The sequence below is a fragment of the Eoetvoesiella caeni genome (assembly GCF_003315175.1).
Lineage (GTDB): Bacteria > Pseudomonadota > Gammaproteobacteria > Burkholderiales > Burkholderiaceae_B > Eoetvoesia > Eoetvoesia caeni.
The window spans coordinates 58,019-82,194 of sequence record NZ_QNRQ01000003.1 but is presented as its reverse complement, the minus strand read 5'-3'; the positions used below and the strand labels follow the sequence as shown (position 1 = coordinate 82,194).

Here is a 24,176-nt window from a genome sequence, read left to right as displayed (position 1 = left end):
CAACAACTTGAAAAATGTCGCCGGCAATATTTATTCACATCTGGATATTAAGCGAAGAAATTTCCGTCCTATGAAACTGGGCGCAGCTCCCCACTATTTCCTAGTGCATTTGTCTTAGTCGCCGGCCACATCTCGAGATATTGACTTACAGCTTCTGTCCTATATGTAAGCACTCTCAAGATAAGTAACATTATCTCAAGCGCTAAGTCCTAGCAACGACAAAGACTCATACGGCTTACGTACTGGAGGATAAAAAGTGTTCCGATCCGGCCTTGTATCCAGCTTGATCATGCTTGCATTGGCGGGGCAGTCTGCCGATGTGCGAGCACAGGAACCTCGCCAGCAAGGTAACGGTCTCGATTCAGGTCGCATCAGTAATGAGCCTCTACGTGGACTGATCATCAACCGGACCATTACTGTCGTGGGCTGGAATTTTTACACAAGCTTTTCGAGTATCTGGCAAGCGCTATATCCCGCATCAAAAGACACGCTCGCCATTACTGAAAGACCTACGGCCAAATTCGGCAGTGAAATTTGGATCAGTTATGAAAACCAGAATGTCTATCACACCTTCCTGTCGCCAGCGCGGTCGCGGGCCAGGGACGAAAGCAAGCAAGCCATAGAGATCGTTCGCAAAAATGTAGCGGAAATCGACCTTCGTCGCAAATTATTTCAGGACGCCGACTTGGGTCCCGAGGAGATGTAAATGAATACCCAAAAAAGCAAATACGGCGTTCATAGAACGGGACTGCGGGCTTTGGCGGCGGCCCTCGCCGCACTGCCGTGGCTTGCCGCAGGCCCCGCGGCGGCGGGACAGCTGGTCTATACGCCCGTGAACCCGTCCTTCGGCGGAAATCCGCTGAATGGCTCATATCTCCTCCAAAAGGCCCAGTCCGGCAAAAGCTATCCGCTGCCCACCGACGATCTGGACTTCATGAACTCGTTGGGCATCGTCGCTCAAACCGACAATACCCTTATATTCAAAAAGGGAGACAGCTATTACTCCTACGGCATCGATACTGGGACATTGCGCCTGATCGATTTCAATAGCACCACAGGCGCGGGCCTGGAGTCTTCCGGGAGCCTGAAATGAAAGGCGCCAAACTACTTGCCCTGCCCTCCTATCTTCGGGCTCGACGCCTGTTCGTAGCTGGGCTGGCGTCTTTGACCTTGTCGGCTTGCGCCTTGCAAAAGCCCTCGAATGTCTCCGACGAGGCGCAATTGACCCCCGCGACACCCTCGACCATAGCCTTAATGAGGTTGCCGCCGCCGCAGAAAAAAATCGTAGCGGCCGTCTATGGCTTCCGGGACGAAACGGGGCAATACAAGCCCGCGCCGGACAGCTCATTCTCGACAGCGGTCACCCAAGGCGCTGCCTCGATGCTGATGAAAGCGCTGAAAGATTCCGGCTGGTACACCCCGGTGGAACGCGAAGGCTTGCAGTCGCTTTTGACAGAGCGCCGCGTGCTGCGTGCGGTTGACGAGCAGCCCCAGGGCAAAGGCACGACATCAGTTCCCAACCTGCTGCCGGCCTCCATCATTCTTGAAGGCGGAGTCATCGCATATGACAGCAATACCCGCACCGGCGGGCTGGGTGCGCAATTCCTTGGTATCGGGCTGTCGACCAAGTACAGCGTGGATCAAGTCACCATCAATCTGCGCGCGGTCGACGTCATGACAGGCGCGGTTCTGGACAGTGTCTCGACCACCAAGACCATCTACTCCTATGAGATTCACCCCAGCTATTTCCGCTTCGTCAATTACTACGACCTGCTCGAGATCGAAGGCGGCTACACCCATAACGAGCCCGCGCAGCTGGCAGTCAAAGAAGCAATAGATGCCGCCGTCATGCACCTGACCGTGCAGGGCATCAAAAACAATCTGTGGCAGTTGAGGAACTCCGCCGACTGGAATTCGCCGGCCATCCAGCGGTATCTGAAAACTGAAAACGATTATGCGGTGACGGTAACGCCTCGCCACGACAACCCCACCTCTGGAGCCTCTACCCCAGCTGTGGCCGACACTCAATCCACGTTGTAAATGTGAAGTCGATCCACACCACATTACCAGGAGTCAGCCATGTCTCAATTCAAAACAACCCAAACCCGCGGCAAAGAGCGTCGCGGGCTGGCGATGGGCGCCTTCGCCCTGCTGCTGGCCGTTCCCCTGGCCGCCTACAGCCAGAACCCGGACTTGGCTTCAATGTCCGAGCTTCCCGTCGCCGAGCTGGGCCAAACCTCTCTTAAAGCCATGGTGGTTCAAAAGGGAGAGTTGAACACCAGCCAGGTCAGTCAGAAAGGAGCTTTCGAGAATGCGTCGGTAAGCCAGACCGGCCGCGACAACAGCGTCAGCATTAATCAGGTGGGCTTCAACAACCTGGCCGTGGCGGCCCAGTACGGCATCGGCAATGGAGTCCAGGTTGCGCAATACGGCAGCAACGATACCGCAATAGCCAATCAGTATGGCATGGGCAACCAGGCAGGCGTAAGTCAGTACACGGACAATGCCAGCGCCACGCTGAACCAGATTGGCAACCTCAATCAGTTAAGCGTCATGCAAACCACTCCGGGCGTGATGGCGCCCATCTACCAGATTGGCAATCATCTGCAGCTGAAAGTCTTCAAGTAAACGAAACAGCACTCGTGACATCGATTTTTTGACAAAACCCGGTACCAAGGCCGCCGGGTGGCGTATTAAACCCTGGTCTTGTCTACTCCAAAGGAGTTTCACCATGAAAATCACTCTTTGCGCATTGGCATCCGGACTTGCCCTGGCTTTTGCCGGACCAACAGCATTTGCTGCGGGCTCGACGGGCGAAACCTACCAGAACGGTTTCAACAACGACGCGGCTATTTCGCAGTCATACAACTCGGATGCTACCGCCTATATAGGACAGGAGGGCGCTTTGAATGTAGCTTCGGCTTCACAACAGCATACCCAGCACTCCAGCATCGACGTTGGCCAGAAAGGCTTCAACAATACGGCTAACGCCAGCCAAAAAGACACGAACCATGCCACTTCCAAGGTCGAACAGAAAGGTCTTCTGAACGTGGCCAGCACTAGCCAGGAAAATGGCAATAATCAGAAAGCTGATGTCTATCAGGCCGGATTCAATAATACCGCCAGCGTGAAGCAGTCTTGGAATACCGGGGCCGACTCGAAGGTCGTCCAGGAAGGCGTCATGAACGTAGCCAATACGAATCAATCGTTCGGTGTCGACCAAAAGGCCGATGTCTATCAAATTGGCTATAGGAACACGGCCAATGCCACTCAGATGGGGAACTGGGGGGCGGATTCCAAGATCGTCCAGGAAGGCGCTCTTAACGTAGCGACGACGACCCAGAAGTATGGCATAGGCCAATCCGCCGACATCTACCAAGGCGGCTTCAACAATACCTCTACCATTACCCAGACGGGCTCCTCGCTGAAAGGTACTTCAGTCCAGCTTGGCGCCATGAACGTCAGCAACATTACCCAGGTAGGCTGGTAATACCTAAAGCCCGAGCCAGGGCCAGTTCGCGGAAGGCCTCGTACGGGGCCTGCCGCGAACCGCAAGGCGCGTACACAAGGAGACAATCATGATGGCAGCCGATTTGAATCTGCAGGTATGGCTCGAGACCGGGTCCAATACCCACCCGAACGTGATTATTCCCTATGTGCAAACCCCTGAAAGCAGGACTTTGCAATACAGCCTTCATACAGTAAAAAGCGGCAAGCAGGGACGAACCGAAATGAGGCAGGCGGGCACGGTTACCGCCCAGGCCAACGTAGCGACTCCGTTGGTGCGCATGTCAATAACAAGGCAGTCGCAAGATAGTTGTCACATAGAAATCGTAATATCGGATGGGCAAGTGCTGAAAAAAACTTACTCTTTCGAGTGCCCGGTGCCGGCCTGATGGGCTGAAATTAGGGTTTTCCAGATGTCAACGATTAAAATTTCAAAGCCATTTAAGGCCAATGTAACTAAGCCATTGATATTATGTATCTATGGGTTAAAAGATCTACACGACACCGGTTTGTACTGATATTATCGAACACCCAGCGGCAGTAATGTGCAGCAAACCACATTATTTGCCTATTTGGGTAAATTGGCCGGCATACATCCTGCCGCCTTGATGTCAATACGAGCAGCCTACAAGTACCAACTAACTAGAAACGCTCACAAACAGATTTTCGACGTAAAGTAAGCAAAAAACTGCCCTACTTTGCGTTGCATGGCACCCCTGAAAGGCCAGCTAGCGGCAAATGCAATTTACTGCCGATTGGTTCTTTATTGTGCCTGAAACTCTGAGGACAAATGGGTGGTACGGGTATATGGTGTACGAACAATTTTAATCATGGCGACTCCTTTATGCCTCGGTCCGGGCTGATCCATCTGGCGCGACGGCGCCGAGCCCTAAGCATTACTTTGGGGAAACTTGTCAAGGTTGTACATAAGCTAATGAGCCAGTAGACGAATGGATACCAGACGATCCAGTACAACGAGTTCGACAGGCCCGGCTCGTACCTGCGATCGATAAGAACGCTTACACTGAATTGCAATAGGCACATCAGCGCAAGCACCATCCCCGTGAAAGACGGAATAAGCAGCGAGGGGATATGTATGCTGGGCGGCAGCGGAACAATCATGCCAAGCAGCCAAAGCAATACCGTCAGAGCAACGCCAAAGGCCCAGACTGTCGACAAGACATACTCCAGCACCAGAAGCCACATGCGGCGCTGTTCCCAGTTGCCCAGGCAATCAAGGTTCTTGCGCAGGACCTCGGCGCCGCCTTGGGCCCAGCGTTGGCGCTGATGCCACAATCCCCTTAAGGTTTCGGGCATCAGCACGCCGCACAAGGCGCGCGGCTCGAAGAAGATCGTCCAATGCTTGCGCTGCAGTTTCCACGTGATATCGATGTCCTCGGTGATCATGTCCACGCTCCAGTAGTCGACCTCTTCGAGCGCTTCGCGCCGAAATGCCGTCACTACTCCGGAGACGCTGTATATCTGGCCGTATACGCGTTGGGCGCGTTTGGTCAGGCCGATAATGGATGAGAACTCGCCCACCTGTATGCGGCCTATCAGTGTCGAGCGCGTGCGTATGCGCGGGTTTCCCGTTACCGCGCCAACGCGCGGGTGGTTGACCAGGGGGGCCACCAGATAGCTTACGGCGCTGGGTTCCAGCATGGCGTCGCCGTCGATGCAAACCAGATAGTCGCTGCGCGAAGCCAGAGCTCCCATGCGCAGCGCCATGGCTTTACCCTGGTTGCGGGCCAGGTGTATGACGCGCAGGCGCGGGTGTTCCGCGGTGAGCCTGTCGAACAGATCCCCCGTGCCGTCGGTGGAGCCATCGTTGACGGCGACGACTTCGACATGAGGATAGTCCTGCTGCAGCGCTGCCAGTATGGTTTCTTCGGCATGCGCTTCTTCGTTGTGGCAAGGAATAATAATGCTGACCAAAGGCGAACCCTTGAGCCATGGCGTAGGCAGTCCCGGCCGCCACGGCCAGTGCCGCTCCCAGACGAACCAGAAATACAGCCCGCCCGCGATCCATATGCCGGACATGAACAAGGGATAGAAAAAGACGAAGTTCAACAGTACGTCGCTTGTCAGAGTAGCCAGCAAGCCGACAGGTGCTCCCAGTACAAGGCAAAGGACGACAAAGGCGATTAGTCTATCGATCATTTGAATGGATACCAGGAGGTTGAAATGGCGGGCCGGATAATATCGACGCGAGGTTGATTTTTGACAAAGTCGTCGGGGTAGTACCCAAAGCTGGTTGCTCCGCGTAACAGCAGGCGATTCATCCAGTGGGCAATCAGCTTTGAGTCGATGGCGCCGGCGTCGGCGTCGGCCGTATCGGCCTGGCGGTTCCAGTCGCGCGCCTGGACTTCGAAGACGGTCTTGTCCAGCGCGCCTGGCCGGGCAGCCACGGCATCGACCAGTTTGTCCAGCCATGCATCGGCGCGATTGCGCGGGACCCCTTCCATCAGCGGCATGGCCATGGGGACCGTCCAGTCGTAAGTGCTTAGGAAGTCGTCCAGGTTCTGTGCGAACCAGGCTTCGCTTTGCGGTTCGAGTATGGGCGGCGCATAGATATTGCGCGCGGTCTGGATTTGCGGCCCGCGAATATTACGAACGTGTTGTGTCAGCGTCTTGGTGAAGTCGATGAGGTATCGGCTTTTAAAACGCATCCAGCGCTGGGCAATGGCCGGGTCGGCGTTCAAGGCTGCCGGAGTATCCGGCAGGCCGGCCTGCCGGTATGCGGCCAGGGCTGGAGGGCTGGCATCCTCGAAGTCCGAGAGCAAGGCATCGTCGTGATACAAGATGCCGCCGAAGCTGCTGCTTCTGGCAAGGTCTTCGTAGATCTCCGTGATCTGCTTGCGTGCTTCGGGGTCGAACGGAGAGAGCCGCCGATACTGCTTCGGGTCAATGCCGACAGCGCCTGTCTTGGGATCCCAGCGCTCGACCCGGGCGATAGAGGGCGCAAGATCAAAACTCAGTACAGGCATCCAGGCAAATACCTGAACCGAAGCGGTACTGGAGGCGCGCGTCATCAATTGCCAGGCCACCCGGTTGAAGAGATCGGCACGCATGGGTAGGTGCCGGTTCGGAAAGTAAACCGACTTGACCAGTCCGTCGCCGTCCGGATCGGCAAAAGCTTGCAGGAACACGGTATTGATGTTCAGGTCGGCAATGCGCTGAACCAACTCGCCCACGTTGCGATCCATTTGTACCGGATCGGGATCGTAAACATAGTCCAGGTCGACATGCGCAACCCGTATGGGATTGCGGTTCTCGACAGAAATCACGGCGTTCGCGAATTCCGACAGCCGCGGATCCTCGGATACGAGCAGGCGCGGTACATTCATCAGGCTGTTCACATTGCCCAGCCTCCCTTCCTCCAGGGTAAGCGCCATTTGATAGCCGTGCTTCTTAAGTATCTGCAAGGTCTGCCCATTGGCCGCGCCATATGGCCAAACCCAGACCCGCGGCGTTTTGCCCGTGATTTCCTTGAAACGGCGGTTGACGCGCTCCACGTCTGCGGTAATGCGGCGTTCGAATGCCGCGCGGCTTTCATGTTTGCCACTCTTGGGATCATAGATATAGGTTGCCGCGGCCGGCTGCAGATTGCCCTGGGGGTTGGCCAGCACGCCGTAGTGGAGGTTGTAGGTATGGGCGCCTATCTCTATAAGCGGCGACTTGGACAGTTCGCGCAGTTGAGCCACATTAAGAAAGCGCCCTCGGGGTGTCGATACACCGGCAAAGTCGACGGGTTTGTCGGCGGGTGTATCGACCCATGTACCGACGGGCGCCAGCAAGGCAGGCCAGTTGTAGGCCTTCAGCATGGGAAAGACCCGGGTGTAGAAACTGCTGTAGCCGTCGTCGAATGAAAGCAGGATGGCTTTGGGCGGCAGCGCAGGGCCGCCATCGCGCGCGGCCAATATCTGGCTTATGGAAACAGGCTGGTAGTTGTTCTCGCGCAGCCAGGCAAACTGCCTTTGCAAATTGTCGGCGCGCACGGCTACATAGGTCTGGTCGGGATCCCGGTCTTCAATATCATGGTAGGCTAGTACGGCAAAGCTGCCCTGGGGCCAGGGCTGTTCATTCGCGGCGAAGGGGCGCTGGTCGGGCGGAACGAATGGCACTGAATTGGCGGCGCATCCGCCCAGCAGCAACAAGGTATACAAGCCAAGCAACAAGGCACGCATGCGGGAGAGGGATTCGAGCATCGCCGTTTCCTAAAAGCGGAAGTTGAGGTTGGCCATGACGTTCAGGTCGCGCTCTCGCACGCCGTCATAAGGCCGGCTGACGCCAGTGACCGAGAGGCCCACATCCACGACTTTATTGAAGCGGTAGCGCAAGCCGTATCCGAGCAGCCCGATTGCGCCCGTGCCGTAACCTTGTTGCGTGTAAGCGCCTGCGCCCAGCGTGAAGGTTTGTTCCAGTGCGGTGTCGTAATGGCGGTAGAGCGTATGGGTAAGGCTTACGGACGGCACGGCGGTGATGTCGGAGCGGGGATTGAAGTAGGGCGCATCCTCCAAAGTATTGCGCGATGCACTGAGGTCCAGATGCAGGTCGACGGCAACGCGCGGCGAACTGTAGACGCGTTCGCGGCCATTGATTTGCATTTCTAGCCGGTTGTTGCCGTCGCTGAATCGGCTGGGCGATACCGAGAAAGCCCATTCGCGCCCTTCGTTGGCCTGCCAGTGCGCGAAGATCGACAGTTTGTTGCTGTAGACATTGTTGGCCAACGCACGCAGCGGGGTTTCGCGGGAGCGAAATGCCGCCGAGGCTCCTATCTGCCACTGGTCGCTCAGGTCGTAGGCGGCCGATAGGCGCGCACCGGTCTTGGTGCCGAATCCATAGTTGTTGGCCGAGACCTCCGCTTCCGCAGTAAGGTCGCGTCCGCGCCATTCGGCGCCGCCGCGCATCCACCGGTAGATGCCGCGGCCTTCTTCAAAGTCGCCATGGGCGTAGCCGACTCCGGCGAATCCCCGCCAGTTGTAATCGATAGGAGGCGTGTATAAAACGGTGTCGACGCCAAAGTCGCCGTTGCCAGAAACCGGACTGTTGGATGCGCTGTCCAGGTAAGCAGCGACGCGCAATTCCGATTTCTGGTGTACTTCCCATTCCCGCGCCAACTGCTTGCTTGATCCGGATTCGGGATATCTTGCCAGGGCCGTGTCTTTCAACACTTCCGCTTGCCTCCAGTCCTGCAGAGTCAACGCCGTCATACCTTGCTCGATGATCAAGTTATGATTCTGCGGTTCCAGGGTTTCGGCCATCTTCAATTCCTTTTCGGCCTGGCGCGGCCAGGTTCTGTCCCTGTGGATTTGTGCCAGCGCGACGCGCAGGCTTACATCGCGCGGGGCGAGTGCCAGCATGGGTGAAAGGCTTTGGTCGGCGTCGGCCAGATCACGGGTGTATTGCTTTCCGACGGCCGCCGTCTGCGCCAGGATCAGGTGTGCATCGTTGGGGCGTCTTTGCGGAACGCCCTTGATGTAAATCCATGTGGCCTGGCCCGCCTGGGCATCGGTTATCAGCTTGTCGGCCTCATTGAAATGCCCGCTTTCTATCATTGAATAAAACAGGCTGGTTTGATCGTCTGCTTTTTCAATTTCTCCCGGCTGGGCGATTTCACTATCCAGCGCCTTCTGGAACAAGTCGCGCGACTTGTCGGGTTGGCGCAGATAAAGATAAGCGGCGGCCACCTCGTTCAATATGTAGTCGGGCGGCGTAATCCCTTCGGCGATCAGCCGTTCGTATTCATTCACGGTCTCTTGCATGCGTGCACGTGCTTCAAGCGCTTGCATGCGGTCTATCCGGGCACGCAGAACGGACCTTTGCGCATCGGAGGACTGCCATTGCTCGAGCTCGTTCTGGTAGCGCTCAAGGGCTTTGTCGGCGATGTCGTATCGCTCTTGCCGTGTGCGCGTCGGCATGGAAGCCAGATTGCTCAATTCGGCGGCGTAATCACCTTCCAGTTCGCGCATTTCTGCCGCATTGACCGCTTGTGGGTGGGCCTGAGCCGTGCGCAATGCGGCAAGAGCCAAGCGCGCTTGTTGAAGGGCCAGGATATAGCCGCGGATGACGGCTGTCTTATTGGGTGCCAGTATGCGCGCCCGGTCGGCGTGCTGCAGGGCCGCGTAGGGTTCCCGCTTGACGCGGAAGGCATAGCTCAAGGCCAAATGAGCGTCAGCGCTGCTGGGGTTGGCGCTGACGATAGCTTGCAGCCGGTTCAGCGCCTGATCGGTCTGGCCGGCATCGGCCAGGGTCATTGCCTCGTCCAGTGCAAAGGCCTGCTCCTTCGGGTAGCGCTTCTGGCCAGTGCGGTATAGAGCCAGGGCCTGATCCCAGTCTTTGGTATCCCGATATGCGCGGGCTACCGCCAACAGAACGGATGCCGGCAGTTTTTCGTGAGCCTGCCCTGACTGTTGATACAACCGCAGGACTTCATTGGACAAACCCGCCCACGACGCGATCAGCATGTGGTCATAGCGGCTGCGCATGTCTGCCTGGCCTTGTTGTTCGCGCTGCTGCAGCATTTCCAGGGCCGGCTGGTAGTCGCCATTGCGGGCTCGCTGAATCAGCATGTCGTAATCCGAAGCGGCCAACGCAAGCGCGGGCGCCGCGCTCAAGAGCAGCATCAAGGGCAGGCAAAGGGCGCGTGTCATGTCGTTCATGCCGGTTCTTTTGCAGTGCGACGCACTAAAGGTGTTGGGCTCATCGTCTTTGCTCCTTCGCTGTTGGATTCATTGGCACAGGGGCAGGGCGATCTTCGATGCCAGGATCAGGATTGAGGCGGGGACTTATGTCTCGATACAGATTTGATACGTTTGTATCTTAAGCATCCGGGTATGCAGGCGACATGCGGCAAACGACTTAGGCTGCGGCCCTCATATGTTGTAAACAGACCGGTCTAGGACATAGGCTGTAAACCATAGTGTTTAAATGGCCGAGTGCTGTTCCGTACGTATCTGCTGATAAAAATTTCCTGCCTTTGGCGCTACCCTCTTGTATAGTTACGGATTGTTGAAATCGGGCCGTCGCTTTGGCCGCCTGGAGACAACAGCGGTGTAGTCGTCGGGCAGCATGTAAAGGCCGTAACAACCACTAACGAAGGGTGTCTGCGCAGCATGAGCAACTCTGGGGATTTTTATTTAAAGAAAATTCTTGCGGCACGGCAGCTATACGCTGTCTTTCAGCCTATTGTCGGGCTGGACAAGGGCGATATCCGCGGCTACGAAGGCCTTATCCGCGGCCCGTCCGACGGACCGCTGTATTCTCCGCTCGAGCTGTTCAAGGTCGCCGGCGAAAGCGGCCTTACCCTCGAGGTCGAAAGGCTATGCTGCTCTATTATCTTGAAGCGCTTCGCCCAATTGAATCTTCCGGGCAAGCTCTTTCTTAATGTCAGCCCAGGCGCCCTGGAAACCACGCACTATAAGCCGGATGATATTTTCAGTTTTCTGGACGGCATTGGCGTAGCTTCGGACAAAGTCGTATTCGAGCTGACCGAACAGCTGCATGGCGGCGGCGACTATCAGGCGCTGCGCGAAATCGTCTCGCGTTATCGCGGCCTGAGCTTTCAGATCGCCATCGACGATCTGGGCGAAGGCTTTTCCAGCCTGAGGCGCTGGTCGGAATTGCTGCCCGAATACGTCAAGATCGACATGCATTTCATTCGGGATGTAGACAGCAATATCGTCAAGCAGCAATTTGTGCGTTCATTGAATGCCATTGCGGGCGTGGCGGGCACGACGATAATCGCCGAAGGCATCGAAACCGAAAATGAATTCCGCTTTCTAAGCGAATGCGGAGTGGCATGCGGCCAAGGATTCTATATAGCGCACCCGCGCAGCAATCCCGATGCGGTGCTGCACATAGCCAGCCGACAACCCACCGGCCCCGCGCAATCGGCTCCGCGTCATAAAAATAGGCATCCGGTCCGCCAGGGGCGCCGTGCGCAAAGGCTTCTGCGCTCTGTGCCGGTGATCGCGCCGGCACTAAGCAACAACGATGTATGCGATCTGTTTGCCATGCATCCAGAGCTGCATACGCTGCCGGTGGTCGAACACGGCAAGCCCTTGGGCGTCATCACGCGTTCGGCGCTTATCGACAGGTTTGCGCGGCCTTACCAGCGCGAACTGTACGGCAAGAAGGCTTGTTCGATGTTCATGGACGACAAGCCGCTGGTGGCCGACAAGGACACCAGCCTGCAACAGCTTAGCCATATTCTGGTCGAAGCCGACCGCCACCGCCTGGTCAGCGATTTCATCATTACCGAAAATGGCCATTATCTGGGTATAGGCACCAGCCATGACCTATTGCGCGAACTCACCGACATGCAGATCGACGCCGCACGCTACGCCAATCCGCTTACGCAGTTGCCCGGCAATGTGCCTATCAACCAGCACATCGATTATTTGCTGCAGTCCGAATGCCACTTTCGCGTTTGCTATGCCGACCTGGATAATTTCAAGCCTTTCAACGATGTCTTTGGCTACAACCGCGGCGACGATGTCATACAAATGACCGGCGACATCCTAAGCAGCTTTACCGATGCCGAACACGATTTCGTGGGGCATATCGGCGGCGACGACTTTTTGCTGGTATTTCAAACGGCAGACTGGGAACATCGCTGCCGGGAAATGCTGCGCGAGTTTTCCAACGCCATGCTCGAATATTTCGGCGCCAACCACGAGGCTGCCCCGGGCTACGTCGCCAAAAGCAGAAGCGGCAAGAAGCAGTTCTACTCTTTGCCCACGTTGTCTTTGGGCGTAATCGAAGTAGAGCCGCTGCGGTTCGAGTCCCATTACCAGATAGCCGCCGCCGCGGCCCTGGCGAAGACCCAGGCAAAGAAAACCAAGGGCAATAGTTTGTTTATCGAGCGGCGCCGCCCGCGGGCCATGCATTCTTTTTCGGGTTGACACGCGCGGCTGAACTGCACGTAATAACGAAGTAGAGGCCGCAAATGAACAAGGGCTTGCAGATAAATCTGCAAGCCCTTGGCTTTTATTGGTCGGGACGGCGGGATTCGAACTCGCGACCCCTTGCACCCCATGCAAGTGCGCTACCAGGCTGCGCTACGCCCCGAATATCCAGGGAATTCCCCGGCTTACCGAACCAAGAGTGTAGGGGTTGAACGGCCAGATCGATTAACCTGATTGGCCGGCTTTATTAAACCCTAAGCCCGGTAAAGAACGAGATTCTAGCATAGATTTTCAAGGGCGGGTTGGCGCCTTCAATGCGCAGAATTAAGCAGATTGGATACTAGCCGACCTGGATGTCGGTTTCAGCGTAGCGAATACGGCTACGGCTTTGCGTGGCCAGGCTGTACACCAAGGTCAGGGGTCCCAGGCGTCCGGCGAACATAAGAATGATCAGCAAGCTCTGGCTGGGAACAGAAAGCTTGGCGCTCAAGCCGTAAGACATGCCGGTGGTACTGAGGGCCGAGATGGTTTCGAACAAGATGTCGATAAAGGGTTCCTGGTCGAAAATAGTGATCAGGAAAACAGAGGCCACAGCCAGGCCGAGGGTTACCAGCAGCAAGGCCAGCGACTTCTGTATGGTGTCGGGCGAAACCGCGCGCTTCATCAGGACGACTTCGGGCCGCTGGAAAATATAGGAATAAGCGGCGGCCAGCAAGACAATGAACGTGCCTATCTTTATGCCGCTGGCGGTACTGAGCGAGCCTCCGCCGATGAACATGAGCACAATGGAAACCAGCTTGCTGCTGTCGCTTAGCAGGCCTACGTCGATGCTGCTGAACCCCGCCGTGCGCGATGCCACGCTTTGCAGCCAGGCCGACAGGGCCTGCTCTTGTATGGGCAGGGTGCCCAGGGTGCCGACGTTGCGAAACTCCAGCGCCCAGATCAGCGCGAAGCCAACGATATTCAGCACCAGGGTGCCAAGCAGTATGAGCTTGGTGTACGGGGTGAACCTGGACCAGCGGCGTTTGCCGCCGACTTCGCTCAATACGGAAAACCCGATACCGCCCAGGATAATGAGCAACGTGGTGGTCAGAATGGTGACGGGATCGCCGATATACAACGACAACTGCGTTGCCTGAAGTGAAAAGCCCGCATTATTGAAGGCCATGACAGTATGGAACGCGGAGCGGAAGAGGGCCGTGGGCAGGTCGGACTCTGGCCACCAGCGCAGAAAAAGAATGGCGGCTCCGGCGGCCTCGATGACTATCGTGATTTTGAAAACGGCAAAAGCGGTTTTACGTACTTTTGACACGCTGGTTTGGTTGAAGGCTTCCAAGGCCAGCGCCTGTTGCTGCAAACTGATTTTTTTACCCAGCGTCAGCGCGGCCAGCACGGCGAAGGTGACGATGCCCAGACCGCCTATCTGCACCAGCAGGGCGATGACGAACTGTCCGAAGTGCGAAAACGTCGTTCCTATGTCGACCAAGGTCAGCCCGGTGATGGTAACGGCGGAAGTGGCAGTGAACAGGGCGGCAAAATAGCTGATGGGCCTGGTGGTGGCAATGGGCAGATATAGCAGAACGGACCCAAGCACAATCAGTACAAGAACGCCCATGGCTAGCACCAAAGGAGGACTGGCATTGAATTTGCCTGTTTTGCGAAAGCGCTTGTAAAGCAGATAGGTATGGAAGGGGTCCCAATTGCGCATATCGATCAGGTCAGTTTGGGCGCGATGGCTTTCAGGGTATTTAAGTGGCCCAGCAGCACCATGATGTCTTTGGCGTTAAGTACGAAACTGTCGTCGGGATGGACAATGACTTCGGCTTTGCGCTTGATCAGCAGTACATGGAGGGCACTGGGGCTGCTGGCTACGAACGAGCCTACGCTTGCGCCATTCAGCTGTTCGCCGATGTCTATCTCTACGATGAATTCGCCATTGCCGATGGAAATGTAATCGTTGACCATAGGGTAGCTGAGCAACTGGGCTACCCGAATGCCCATCTCTTCTTCGGGATGGACAATGCGCGCCACTCCGATTTTGCTGAGTATGAGGTGCTGGGCATGGGAAGTGGCCTTGACCCAAATGTTCTTCACCCCCAGGCCCTTCAGGTGAACGACGCAAAGCAGGCTGGCTTGAAGATCGGAGCCTATGGCGACCAGCACCACGTCGTAGTTGTCCAGCCCAAGCTCTTCCAAAGCCTGCTTGTCGGTGACATCGGCAATGACGGCATGTGTCAGTTCGTCGACATGGCGATTGACTGCTTTCGAGTCAGTGTCGACGCCCAGCACCGAATGCCCCAGCTTCATGAGTTCTATCGACGCGGCCGCGCCGAATCGCCCCAGCCCGATAACGGCAAATTGTCCCATCCGGCTTCCTTATGGTTATTGAAGCTGTTTTGTAGCATGAATTGCCCGGGCAAAATACGCCGCAAAGCCTGCGGCCGTCCGTTCGCCGGCGGGCGTTTTCAGCCTTTGCCGCCCTGATTGGACGCGTGCGGCCAGGCGGGCATGTGTGCACAATTGCCGCGGATTTGTAAATGATTCATAGGTCTTAAGTGTGTATTTGGAGCAGATGTGTTAACTTTAGAGATACTAGGGTTAACCTTAATACAAGAGTTGTATTCCATATGGTGAATTTGTTTGAGCCTGTGACTTTGGGCGCAGTACAGTTGAAAAATCGCATTGTGATGGCTCCCTTGACTCGCACGCGCGCCTATCCGGGCCGTATTCCCAACGAGTTGATGCGGCAATATTATTGCCAGCGTTCACAGGCGGGTCTCATTATTTCGGAAGCTACTTCCATTACTCCGCAAGGCGTGGGCTACCCCAATACCCCCGGTATTTGGTGCAAGGCGCAGATCGAAGGCTGGAAAAAAATAACCGAGACGGTGCATGCCAAGGGCGGCAAGATGTTTTTGCAGCTGTGGCACGTGGGCCGTGTTTCGGACCCGGAATACCTTAATGGAGGCATGCCGGTGGCGCCCAGCGCCATTGCATGCGACGGGCATGTCAGCCTGCTGCGGCCCAAGCGCAATTATGTCACTCCGCGTGCATTGCATACTGAGGAAATCGCCGCTATTGTGGCCGACTTTGCCCAGGCCGCCCGCAATGCCAAAGAGGCCGGATTCGATGGCGTTGAAGTGCATGGAGCCAATGGCTATCTGATCGACCAATTTCTGCACGACGGTTCGAACAAGCGCTGCGATCAGTATGGCGGGTCGGTTGAAAACCGGGCGCGCCTGTTGCTCGAGGTCGTGGACGCCTGTATTGGGATCTGGTGCGCTGACCGCGTCGGCGTGCACTTGTCGCCGCGCGGCGACTCTCATTCGATGTCGGACTCGAATCCTGCGCTTTTGTTCAATTATGTGGCCAGCCAGCTTGGGCAGCGCAAGATTGCTTTTCTCTTTACGCGCGAATCGCCCAAGGACGATAGCCTGATGAGCGGAATCAGAAAGTCGTTTGGCGGCCCCGTTATTGCCAACGAAGGCTATGATCTGGCCTGCGCAGAGCGTATATTAAGCCTAGGCCATGCTGATGCCGTGGCATTCGGCAAGGCGTTTATTGCCAATCCGGATCTTGTTGCGCGTTTACGTGCCGGGGCTGCCTTGAACGAATGCGACTCAAGCACTTTTTACGGAGACGGCGCCAAAGGCTACACAGACTATCCTGCGCTGGCAGCATGCAGCCCTGAAGTGGCGGCTGGTTAGCTGGCGTTCCTTACGCGAGGCAGAGCGATGAAGAGTTTGATTGCAAGCTGTGGATTTGCCCTGGCCCTGGGCGGCTGCGCGGTAGGCATACATCCCGGCGACGATTCCCCCAGCGTTTCTTACACTGCAACCAATAGTTATCAAACGGTTTATTTGCGCGTCCAGAATCAGGCAGCCGAATGCTTGCGCGGCAATGGCGGTTTTGCTGTCGTTGCGAACGTGGACCCCGCCACGCAGGCCGGCGAAGTGCTTGTGAAAGAGGACATTACCGGAGCCGTCATGGCGCGCACGGTGTTAAAGGCGGTCGACGACCGGCATACTCAGGTCACGCACACTGTTTCAGGGCACCGACCGTGGGATGTCAATGCTTTGCATGCCATGCGCGAATCGGTCCTGATGGATACATCGGTCTGTTTTGCTTATAAATAAACAGAAAACCGGCAAGGAAATGCCGGCCTGAAATAAACGCCAGGACCGGTATGGCGCTAACCGGCTCTAGCTGGCGCCATGGGCCCGGGGCCGCATGATCTTGAATGTAGCGCTTGCCGTGGCCAGCAATTGGCCGTCTTCGTCCAGGGCGCGGCCTTCGCAAAACGCCAAAGATCTTCCCATGCGCAGGCATTTGGCCTCGAAAACCACCGTGCCGCGTGCGGGGGCAATGAAGTGGGTGGTCATGTCGATGGTGGCCATGCCTGTTGAAGGATCGTTGGCGCGGGCCGCTGCGCTAAGCGTGAAGTCCAAAGCCCCCATCAGCGTTCCCCCGTGGATTTCGCCCCGGCTGTTGCTGATTTCCTGACGGTAAGGCAAGCGTGTGCGGGTCAGTTCGGGTGAGAACGCTTCGGGCACGAGGCCGATGTAGGCCATGAAGGGAATGTCCACGCCAAAGTAGCCGGCGTTATTGTCCGTGGGCTTCAATTGAGGCGCGCCTTGACTTGGGCCGAGATGGCCGACATGTCGGCGCGCCCGGCTAAAGATGTTTTAAGCAAGGCCATGACTTTGCCCATGGCGGGTGCGCCGGTGACGCCTTGTGCGGTGACTTCGGCCACCGCGGCCTGGATGGCGGCATCGATTTCGGCAGGGTCGGCCTGCTGGGGCAGGAACTCTTGCAGCACCAGGAGTTCGTCTTTTTCGTGTTGGGCGGTTTCGGTGCGGCCTGCCTGCTCGAACGCGGCGATGGATTCCCGGCGTTGCTTCACTTGTTTTTCAATGATGGAGGTAACCTCGGCATCGTCCAGCTCACGGCGCTCGTCCACCTCTTTTTGCTTGACGGCGGCCTGCAGAAAACGCAGCGTGCCCAAGCGGGCGCTGTCCTTGGCGCGCATGGCGGTTTTAACGGCGTCGGCAAGACGGGGCTTGAGCAAGTTGCTCATGATGAGCTCCTGATAAGTAGCTGGCGCGGCAGACGCGTCATGGATGAAAAGATGCCGTATTTTAGCGCAGCGTCCCTTTGGGGGTAGCGAACCGCGAGAGCGGTGAAGCGTGGGGGCACCCTTTTGCCGCCGGGCCGCCCCAAGGCAAAAGCGCCCCCTCGGGGGGCAGCAAGCCGCGAGAGCGGCGTAGCGTGGGGGCATCCTTTTGCCGCCGGGGCACCATACCTTTTTTTAGTGGAAATCCCGGCTTCGGGTGGACAACTCGCCCAGCAAGGAACTTAAATCGACCAGGCGGCTGGCCAACAAATGGCATATTCCACTTTTCCGCTGCCAGACACCGTAGACGCCCAGCAGTTGGCTTTGCACCAGTTCTAGCCGTTGGCGTTCGACCAGCTCGGGGCGGACGATGACATTGACCGGCCCGGTTTCGTCTTCCAGGCTGACAAACACTATGCCCTTGGCCGTTTGCGGGCGCTGGCGCATGGTTACGATGCCGCAGGCCCTGGCCAGGCGGTTGTCGGGGTAGTCTTCTTGCAGGACGGCGGCGGGCACAAACCGGCGTGCTTCCAGGGCAGGGCGCAGCAACGCCACAGGATGGCGCCGCAAGGACAGCCCCAGTGCCCGGTAGTCGTTTGTAATATGCTCTTGCTCGGGCGGTGGCGCCAGCGTCGGCGCAGCGGTTTCAGGAATGTCGGCCGCGCGCAGCAAACCTTTGAGCGGCATATTGGCCGCTTCCCAGCGCGCTATGCGGCGATGGCCGCTTAATATCAACAAAGCATCGGCGCTGGCCAGCGCATCCATATCGTGCCGGCTTAGCTGCGCCCGTCGCGCCAGATCCTGGGTGCTTGCGAATGGACTGGCGCTGCGTGCGGCTTCAATGCGCAGCCCCGCTTCTTGCGAGAGGCCGGCCACCATGTGCAGGCCCAGGCGCACAGCGGGGCGCGCCCTTGCATCTCCATTCTCCTCTTGAGGGGCCGCGAACTGACTTTCCCAAGTACTGTGGACCACGTCGACAGGCAGAACCCGGACGTTGTGGCGCCGCGCGTCCTGAACCAATTGGCTGGCCGAATAAAAGCCCATGGGCTGTGAGTTGAGCAACGCCGCAAGAAAAGCTTCGGGCTCGTGGCGCTTGAGCCAGGCGCTAAGGTAGGCCAGTTTGGCAAAGCTGGCCGAATGGCTTTCGGGAAAACCGTACTCTCCGAAGCCTTCCAATTGCCTGTAAATAGCCTCGATAAAATCGGAGGGATAGCCGTTTTTCTTCATGCCGGCAATCAGTTTGGGCCGCAATTTGTCGATGGTGCCTTTACGTTTCCAGGCCGCCATGGAGCGCCGGAGCTCGTCGGCTTCGCCGGGGCTGAAGTCTGCGGCAACCATGGCAATTTGCATGACCTGCTCCTGGAAAATGGGTATGCCCAGCGTACGATTGAGAATATGTTCGAGTTTCGGGGACGCAGGTATGGCGGTATCGACCCCTTGGCGGCGACGCAGATAAGGGTGGACCATGTCGCCATGAATAGGGCCGGGCCGGACTATGGCGATTTGAATGACCAGATCGTAAAAGGATCGAGGCTTCAAGCGGGGCAGCATGCTCATTTGCGCACGCGACTCAATCTGAAAGACGCCGACGGTGTCGGCCTGGCAGATCATGTCGAAAGTCTCCTCGTCGTTGTCGGGAACGTTCTGCATGGTGAAGGGATGCCCCCGGCGCTGGCCGGCCAGTTCCAGGGTGCGGCGCAGGGCGGAAAGCATGCCCAGGGCAAGCACGTCGACTTTCAGCAGGCCCATGGCGTCCAGGTCGTCTTTGTCCCATTGGACGACGCTGCGATCGGGCATGGCGGCGTTTTCGATGGGAACCAGGCGGGTTAACTTGCCGCTGGAAACGACGAATCCTCCGGGATGCTGAGACAGGTGACGGGGAAAGCCCTTCAGGGTTTGAGCCAGAGCAGCCCAGGCCTGTACTGTATGCGAATTGGGTTCCAGGCCTTGTTCGGCCATCTTTTCAAGCAAGGACTGCTGGCCGTCCCAGTATTCGAACGAGCGTGCGATACGGTCGACCAGGTCAAGGCCTATTCCTAGCGCCTTGCCGGTATCGCGTACTGCGCTACGGGTGCGGTAGGTCGTGACCACGGCCGTCAGGGCGGCGCGTTGGCGCCCATATTTGTTGTAGACATATTGAATGACTTCTTCGCGCCGCTGATGTTCGAAGTCGACGTCGATGTCGGGCGGCTCGTTCCTGTCGGTGCTGATGAAACGGGCAAACAGGGTGTTGCCGTTTTCAGGGTTGACCTCGGTAATGCCCAGGCAGTAGCAAACAGCGGAATTGGCGGCCGAGCCGCGGCCCTGGCATAGAATGCCGCGCTCGCGTGCGAACATCACGAGGTCGTAGACAGTGAGGAAATACGACTCGTAGCGCAGGCCTGTAATGATGTCCAGCTCGGACTCGACCTGCTTCAGGACATTTTCAGGAATGCCTGCGGGATAACGCTGCCTTGCGCCACGCAGGGTTTCCTGGTGCAGATAGGCGCGGGGCGTCATGCCGCCCGGCCCCGCTTCGGTGGGATAGAGATAGCGGATTTCGTCGAGATTGAATGTGCACAGGCTGGCGATGCGCAGCGTTTCCAGCAAGGTTTGCCGGGGATATAGGCGCATCAGGCGCGAGCGGCTGCGCAAGTGATGTTCGGCATTGCTTTTTAGCGCATAGCCGCACTGGCCGATGGTTTCATGGAGACGGATGGCGGTCAGGGTATCGTGCATGGGCTGGCGCGAACGGCTATGCATTTCAGCCTGGCCGATTGCGGTGATGGGCAGGCCGTGGGTTTGTCCGGCTTGTTGTATGGTAGCCAGGTGCTGGGCGTCATTGTGGCGGTGCTGCAGGCCCAGACCTAGCCACAGGCGGCCGGGAAACGCCGGTTGTACAAGACCGATTTGCCGCCGCAGCATGCCGGAGCCTATGCCGTACTCCGGGACAAGAATGACTTGGCAATTGGGCAGGCCGCATAAATGCTGGTAGCCCGAACCCGGGTTGTAGAGTTGATCGGGTTCGAGCGTGTACTGGCCTTTCTGGGGGCTGCGCATGCGGACCAGCGTAATGAATTCAGACAGATTCCCATAGCCGTCAACGTTGCTGGCCAGCGCAATAATCTGCAGGGGCGGCATTTGCGGAGCCTGCAAAAAAAATCGGCTGCCGATAATCAGCTTGAAATCGGGGTAGTGTTCTTTATTGATTTGCTTGACGGCCACGTGTGCCCGGACAACGCCAGCCAAAGAGCAGTCGTCGCTTAATGCCAAGGCGGCGTAGCCCAGTTCGGCGGCCCGGTGCACCAGCTCTTCGGGCTGGGATGCGCCTTTTAAAAACGAGAAATTCGAGAGGCAGTCAAGTTCGGCGTAGCCGTCGAGGATGCTGGCTTGGGGTGGCGTGGACATGGCGTAGGCGGCTTGAAAGCGTTTTAGCCGAACAGGCCATGCAAAAACCAGCGGGCCTCGAGCGATGCGCGCTGACGGTAAATCCAATAACGCGCGAATTGAGGGTCTTGGGCAATAAAGTAATCGCGCTGTTCATTGCCGGTGCCGTCCCACCAGCCGCTTTCTATTCGTTCAGGTCCCCGAATAAGACGCAAGACGGCGTTCCGGTAAACGGGGCGGTCGTTGCTGGTATCCAGCGCGCAAGGCTGGGCCAGCAACCAAAATGGCCGGGCATGCGGGTCTAGTCTGAGAAATTCAGCGCTTTGACGACAGGCCCAAGCGCTAGTCTCGTTTGGGGTGCGGGCAAGCGTGGCTGTTTTTTTTCCGGATGTCGGGGCCATGGGAGCCCATATATTGGCCCGTTCGGGGCGGTGGTCGGCAAAGGGCTGGGGTTGGAGCAGGTTTTCGCCGCCCAGGCGTGCACGCAACAGGTCAAGCAAGCGCAGCTCGTCGGTCTGCCACTGGGCCGGCTCGGGGAACAAGCTTAGGCTGGGCTCAGGCCGCGACTGAACGGCGGGAATGGAAAGCTCCAGCGCGATGACCTGGGCGCGCAATGTGAATTGGCGCAGTTGCTCGGCCAGTACGCGCATGAAGTCTTCGGGCTGCCAGCCGGGTTGGGATAGCAATAAGAGCAGGCGGCTTGGCGGCAGGGCATGGCGGCCTTTTTCGTGGTGCAGTAAAAAAACCAGGGTGTCGGCTGCACACTGCCGGGCATGCAGCCATGTGCAGAGCTGTTCGATAAGATGCTTGGCCACAAACTGGACGGCATGAGTGTGCTCCAGATTTTCCAGCAGGTCGTGGCGCAGCGAGAAAAGTTCAGGTGGCTGAAACCAGGCAAAAGATTCAGGGCTGCGTCCATAGGCGGTGTCCAGGCCCTGGATAATGGCCGGGTCGCTGCGTTGGCGCACGCCGTTGCGGGGCAGCTGTTGCAAGTGCGCCAAGGTACGGCAGCCAAGGCCTTTGAACCAGTTCAAAAAATTTTTCTGGGAAACCAGCAGGTTGATCGGCAAAGGATCGAGCATGCGGTGCAAGGTTTTTAGTTTTACAGCGCGGCGTAAAACCGTTTGGCTTTGGCTGGCCAAGAGTTTTGCACCCTGGGCCGTGGGCGCTGTGCTGAGGCGGTAGCAAAGCGCTTGATGCCGCTGCAGCGTCGCCCGGATATCCCGGCATAAGGCGCGTATTCCTTTGAATAGCATCAGGCTGGCGCTTACCTCCAGCAACAGGCCGGAGAAAACGCCGGCTTCGCCAAGCACGATATTGGGCGTGTATTGAAGCAGGTCAAGGGCAAGGCGTTGCAGGCTTTGTTGTTCTGCCTGCGGGTTGCGATTCAGCAAGGCCGCTTCGGGAAGCAGGCTTGCGGCGGTGGCGCGGCGCATGCCCAGGCGCAGGCCTTGGGTCTGGGCGGCGGGCGTCAAGGCATGGATGCGGTCTTGTTCGAGCACGGCAGCCAAAGGAGTTTTAGTGGGCCACAGGGGAAAAAGCGTGTCCAGGCTGTGGCAAGGCAGGCAAAGCCCGATCCAAAGAGACATGGGACGAATTCCTGGGAGAAGATGCGGCAGGGTAAAGCGCGATGAAAACCGGTTGGCCGCAGCTTGGACCCTGGCGTTTGACTATGGATATTTCCAGCCCTTGCCGGCAGGGCACCAGGCTTAAGCGCAAAGGCGCTATGCTGCTTTGCTGCAAGGCGATTTGCGGGCGTAGCAGTATGAGCATGGTTTCGCTTTGCCGCGCCGCCAGGTGCAGCCGGCGCAGGCTGGCGGAGTGGACATTCGAGAGCCAGCAAAGCAAGGCGGCACAAGTGTTGTGTTTCAGGATTTGCTCGCAGGCCCATAAGGCATCGCCATTGCTGCCGGACCGCACCCAGAGCAACCGGCGCGCATCAAGCTGCCAGTTGTGCCAGCACTGCGCATAAGGCACATAAGGCGGTTGCACAAGAGCAATGCGGCGTTCAGGGGGCAGGCGGGAAAAGGCGGGCCCCAGCAGATGGATTTCGCCGATGCCGGAACGGCTTAGCGCCAGTTCGGTTAGTGCGCCCAAAGGCCAGCCCAACCCGGGAAGCTCGCGATCGAGTTGATCGAAACCTGTGGAGATGGTGGAGCAGGCGGCTTGCGCCAGTTGCGATCCGCGCCAAAGAGAGGGGTGGATATGTTCTGGATGCTGCAGTATGGAAGGCAGGGGTTTCATGGCATGCGCCGGCAAAGAAGAAAAGCAATACAGATATTCCACAAGAATTCAAGCCTGTATTTATACTGTATTAATATACAGTATTCTTGGCGTGTGGAACAAGCTGGATTACATTCGGGGCTGATACCAGGGCAAGCCGTTTGCCGCCTTAGCCTGCGAGCCCAAGAATTAGCGAGGCAGGCTGGCAGTGCGATATATTATTATTGAGGTTTGATCCGCCCACGCGTCCTGAACACCTGGCCGGTTTTCTTTTAATATCTTGCCGATTCCATGCCGCCATGACCCAGACCGCCGTGCCAAATCCTATTATTTATGTTCCGGTATCGAGCCAACCCAAGCAGTTGTTTTTGCTGCTGCATGGGGCCTCGAGCAACCCAGGCCAGCTCGAGTCCTTGACCCAGGCCATTAAACGCGCCTTCCCGCAGGCCCTGATCATCCTCCCTTATGGAACCGTCTCCGACAGCCAGGACGGATATAGCTGGTTCGACCTGTCGGGCCTGGATGAAAGCAATTACATCGAGCGGGTGCAGGCGGCATTGCCGGCGCTTATTGCATATATCCAGCAGGTACAGGCCAAATACGGTTTAACCGGCGAACATACCGCTTTGGCTGGTTTCGATCATGGCGCCACGATTGCGCTTGAAGCCAGCCTGGCCCAGCCTGACCTGGCGGGCAGGGTACTGGCCTTTTCAGGCTGCTACGCTCAGTTGCCTGGCATGGCGCCGCCGGCCACCACCTTGCATTTCCTGCATGGCACCGACGATCCGTTTATTCCGGTTGCCGATATTCGCAGCCTGCATGGGCATCTTGCCGATTTGCAGGGCGACGCAACCCTGGACATCGCTTCCGGCGTAGGCCATGAAATGCACGAGGCTCTGGTCGAGCAGGCTGTTGTACGCTTGCAGACCTGCATCCCTTTGCGTAGCTGGCAAGAAGCGTTGGGCAGCCTTAAAGAACAGGGTCCCGCGGCCGATGACGACCTTGACCTGGATTTCGACGACGAGCCGGGCAAGCCCGGGCCGACCCTGCATTAAAGA

General features: G+C 57.5%; 20 protein-coding genes and 1 tRNA gene. 10 read left to right on the top strand and 11 right to left on the bottom strand.

The genetic code is table 11. From position 1 onward, the window contains the following. Positions 1–256: 256 nt before the first annotated feature. The 6 genes from DFR37_RS06950 to csgH all read left to right on the top strand — a co-directional run bounded on the left by DFR37_RS06950 (position 257) and on the right by csgH (position 3,896). On the top strand, positions 257–706 hold the full coding sequence (locus DFR37_RS06950) for a curli production assembly/transport protein CsgE (protein ID WP_113932515.1): 450 nt from the start codon (positions 257–259) through the stop codon (positions 704–706). Then, on the top strand, positions 707–1,093 hold the full coding sequence (locus DFR37_RS06945; protein WP_113932514.1) for a curli assembly protein CsgF: 387 nt from the start codon (positions 707–709) through the stop codon (positions 1,091–1,093). It abuts the gene before it with no gap. Beyond that, the gene (locus tag DFR37_RS06940) at positions 1,090–2,040 is read left to right on the top strand and encodes a CsgG/HfaB family protein (protein ID WP_113932513.1); all 951 of its coding nucleotides are present in this window, start codon (positions 1,090–1,092) and stop codon (positions 2,038–2,040) included. Before DFR37_RS06945 ends, DFR37_RS06940 begins: the two co-directional genes overlap by 4 nt. Positions 2,041–2,079: 39 nt before the next feature. Further along, positions 2,080–2,628 carry a hypothetical protein gene (locus tag DFR37_RS06935; protein WP_113932512.1) on the top strand — a complete coding sequence of 183 codons (549 nt, stop codon included), beginning with the start codon at positions 2,080–2,082 and terminating at the stop codon, positions 2,626–2,628. A gap of 103 nt (positions 2,629–2,731) precedes the next feature. Beyond that, positions 2,732–3,490: a hypothetical protein gene (locus tag DFR37_RS06930; RefSeq protein WP_113932511.1), complete on the top strand. Its 759-nt coding sequence runs from the start codon at positions 2,732–2,734 to the stop codon at positions 3,488–3,490. 88 nt (positions 3,491–3,578) lie between these two features. After that, positions 3,579–3,896 carry a curli-like amyloid fiber formation chaperone CsgH gene (gene csgH, locus DFR37_RS06925; RefSeq protein WP_113932510.1) on the top strand — a complete coding sequence of 106 codons (318 nt, stop codon included), beginning with the start codon at positions 3,579–3,581 and terminating at the stop codon, positions 3,894–3,896. Between the two features lie 439 nt (positions 3,897–4,335). Here the strand turns inward: csgH and pgaC are convergent, their stop codons facing one another. Genes pgaC through pgaA form a run of 3 tightly spaced genes read right to left on the bottom strand, consistent with a single transcriptional unit; the run spans position 4,336 to position 10,169 of the window. After that, positions 4,336–5,667, bottom strand: coding sequence for a poly-beta-1,6-N-acetyl-D-glucosamine synthase (gene pgaC, locus DFR37_RS06920; RefSeq protein WP_113932509.1), 1,332 nt, complete (start codon positions 5,665–5,667; stop codon positions 4,336–4,338). Next, complete coding sequence (gene pgaB, locus DFR37_RS06915; protein ID WP_113932508.1) at positions 5,664–7,715, bottom strand: poly-beta-1,6-N-acetyl-D-glucosamine N-deacetylase PgaB; 2,052 nt, start codon at positions 7,713–7,715, stop codon at positions 5,664–5,666. The genes pgaC and pgaB overlap by 4 nt, the downstream gene beginning before the upstream one ends. Before the next feature lie 9 nt (positions 7,716–7,724). Then, positions 7,725–10,169, bottom strand: a complete 2,445-nt coding sequence (gene pgaA / locus DFR37_RS06910; protein ID WP_242341762.1) for a poly-beta-1,6 N-acetyl-D-glucosamine export porin PgaA — start codon at positions 10,167–10,169, stop codon at positions 7,725–7,727. Positions 10,170–10,622: 453 nt separating this feature from the next. On the opposite strand from pgaA, the gene DFR37_RS06905 reads away from it, so the two are divergent. Beyond that, complete coding sequence (locus DFR37_RS06905; protein WP_113932507.1) at positions 10,623–12,413, top strand: GGDEF domain-containing protein; 1,791 nt, start codon at positions 10,623–10,625, stop codon at positions 12,411–12,413. An 89-nt stretch (positions 12,414–12,502) separates the two neighbouring features. Here the strand turns inward: DFR37_RS06905 and DFR37_RS06900 are convergent. From DFR37_RS06900 to DFR37_RS06890, 3 genes are all read right to left on the bottom strand, one after another. Further along, positions 12,503–12,579 (bottom strand) — tRNA-Pro (locus tag DFR37_RS06900). 177 nt (positions 12,580–12,756) lie between these two features. Continuing rightward, on the bottom strand, positions 12,757–14,124 hold the full coding sequence (locus tag DFR37_RS06895) for a TrkH family potassium uptake protein (RefSeq protein WP_113932506.1): 1,368 nt from the start codon (positions 14,122–14,124) through the stop codon (positions 12,757–12,759). 5 nt (positions 14,125–14,129) lie between these two features. Continuing rightward, a complete protein-coding gene (locus DFR37_RS06890) occupies positions 14,130–14,783 on the bottom strand; it encodes a potassium channel family protein (RefSeq protein WP_113932505.1) in 654 nt (217 codons plus the stop codon). A gap of 260 nt (positions 14,784–15,043) precedes the next feature. On the opposite strand from DFR37_RS06890, the gene DFR37_RS06885 reads away from it, so the two are divergent. Together DFR37_RS06885 and DFR37_RS06880 are read left to right on the top strand one after the other, a co-directional pair. Then, a complete protein-coding gene (locus tag DFR37_RS06885; RefSeq protein ID WP_113932504.1) occupies positions 15,044–16,123 on the top strand; it encodes an alkene reductase in 1,080 nt (359 codons plus the stop codon). A 27-nt stretch (positions 16,124–16,150) separates the two neighbouring features. Next, positions 16,151–16,552: a BPTD_2524 family lipoprotein gene (locus tag DFR37_RS06880; protein WP_113932503.1), complete on the top strand. Its 402-nt coding sequence runs from the start codon at positions 16,151–16,153 to the stop codon at positions 16,550–16,552. Positions 16,553–16,618: 66 nt separating this feature from the next. Here DFR37_RS06880 and DFR37_RS06875 read toward each other — a convergent pair whose 3' ends face one another. From DFR37_RS06875 to imuA, 5 genes are all read right to left on the bottom strand, one after another. Further along, positions 16,619–17,038, bottom strand: a complete 420-nt coding sequence (locus tag DFR37_RS06875) for a PaaI family thioesterase (protein ID WP_276330268.1) — start codon at positions 17,036–17,038, stop codon at positions 16,619–16,621. Continuing rightward, positions 17,035–17,493 (bottom strand): GatB/YqeY domain-containing protein, encoded by a 459-nt coding sequence (locus DFR37_RS06870; RefSeq protein WP_218951429.1) that lies wholly within the window; start codon positions 17,491–17,493, stop codon positions 17,035–17,037. The genes DFR37_RS06875 and DFR37_RS06870 overlap by 4 nt, the downstream gene beginning before the upstream one ends. A 231-nt stretch (positions 17,494–17,724) precedes the next feature. Continuing rightward, positions 17,725–20,916 (bottom strand): error-prone DNA polymerase, encoded by a 3,192-nt coding sequence (locus DFR37_RS06860; protein ID WP_113932502.1) that lies wholly within the window; start codon positions 20,914–20,916, stop codon positions 17,725–17,727. A gap of 23 nt (positions 20,917–20,939) precedes the next feature. Then, positions 20,940–22,484 carry a Y-family DNA polymerase gene (locus DFR37_RS06855; protein ID WP_113932501.1) on the bottom strand — a complete coding sequence of 515 codons (1,545 nt, stop codon included), beginning with the start codon at positions 22,482–22,484 and terminating at the stop codon, positions 20,940–20,942. Next, positions 22,414–23,139: a translesion DNA synthesis-associated protein ImuA gene (gene imuA / locus DFR37_RS06850; RefSeq protein WP_242341763.1), complete on the bottom strand. Its 726-nt coding sequence runs from the start codon at positions 23,137–23,139 to the stop codon at positions 22,414–22,416. Before imuA ends, DFR37_RS06855 begins: the two co-directional genes overlap by 71 nt. A 278-nt stretch (positions 23,140–23,417) precedes the next feature. Between imuA and ypfH the strand changes: the two genes are divergently transcribed. Then, positions 23,418–24,173: an esterase gene (gene ypfH / locus DFR37_RS06845; RefSeq protein ID WP_113932500.1), complete on the top strand. Its 756-nt coding sequence runs from the start codon at positions 23,418–23,420 to the stop codon at positions 24,171–24,173. Positions 24,174–24,176 lie beyond the last annotated feature (3 nt).

Excerpts from the sequence above, each read along its gene's own strand:
- DFR37_RS06945 (WP_113932514.1), top strand. The coding sequence starts at position 707 with ATGAATACCCAAAAAAGCAAATACGGCGTTCATAGAACGGGACTGCGG.
- DFR37_RS06940 (WP_113932513.1), top strand. The coding sequence starts at position 1,090 with ATGAAAGGCGCCAAACTACTTGCCCTGCCCTCCTATCTTCGGGCTCGA.
- DFR37_RS06935 (WP_113932512.1), top strand. The coding sequence starts at position 2,080 with ATGTCTCAATTCAAAACAACCCAAACCCGCGGCAAAGAGCGTCGCGGG.
- DFR37_RS06930 (WP_113932511.1), top strand. The coding sequence starts at position 2,732 with ATGAAAATCACTCTTTGCGCATTGGCATCCGGACTTGCCCTGGCTTTT.
- csgH (WP_113932510.1), top strand. The coding sequence starts at position 3,579 with ATGATGGCAGCCGATTTGAATCTGCAGGTATGGCTCGAGACCGGGTCC.
- pgaC (WP_113932509.1), bottom strand. The coding sequence starts at position 5,667 with ATGATCGATAGACTAATCGCCTTTGTCGTCCTTTGCCTTGTACTGGGA.
- pgaB (WP_113932508.1), bottom strand. The coding sequence starts at position 7,715 with ATGCTCGAATCCCTCTCCCGCATGCGTGCCTTGTTGCTTGGCTTGTAT.
- pgaA (WP_242341762.1), bottom strand. The coding sequence starts at position 10,169 with ATGAACGACATGACACGCGCCCTTTGCCTGCCCTTGATGCTGCTCTTG.
- DFR37_RS06905 (WP_113932507.1), top strand. The coding sequence starts at position 10,623 with ATGAGCAACTCTGGGGATTTTTATTTAAAGAAAATTCTTGCGGCACGG.
- DFR37_RS06895 (WP_113932506.1), bottom strand. The coding sequence starts at position 14,124 with ATGCGCAATTGGGACCCCTTCCATACCTATCTGCTTTACAAGCGCTTT.
- DFR37_RS06890 (WP_113932505.1), bottom strand. The coding sequence starts at position 14,783 with ATGGGACAATTTGCCGTTATCGGGCTGGGGCGATTCGGCGCGGCCGCG.
- DFR37_RS06885 (WP_113932504.1), top strand. The coding sequence starts at position 15,044 with ATGGTGAATTTGTTTGAGCCTGTGACTTTGGGCGCAGTACAGTTGAAA.
- DFR37_RS06880 (WP_113932503.1), top strand. The coding sequence starts at position 16,151 with ATGAAGAGTTTGATTGCAAGCTGTGGATTTGCCCTGGCCCTGGGCGGC.
- DFR37_RS06870 (WP_218951429.1), bottom strand. The coding sequence starts at position 17,493 with ATGAGCAACTTGCTCAAGCCCCGTCTTGCCGACGCCGTTAAAACCGCC.
- DFR37_RS06860 (WP_113932502.1), bottom strand. The coding sequence starts at position 20,916 with ATGTCCACGCCACCCCAAGCCAGCATCCTCGACGGCTACGCCGAACTT.
- DFR37_RS06855 (WP_113932501.1), bottom strand. The coding sequence starts at position 22,484 with ATGTCTCTTTGGATCGGGCTTTGCCTGCCTTGCCACAGCCTGGACACG.
- imuA (WP_242341763.1), bottom strand. The coding sequence starts at position 23,139 with ATGAAACCCCTGCCTTCCATACTGCAGCATCCAGAACATATCCACCCC.
- ypfH (WP_113932500.1), top strand. The coding sequence starts at position 23,418 with ATGACCCAGACCGCCGTGCCAAATCCTATTATTTATGTTCCGGTATCG.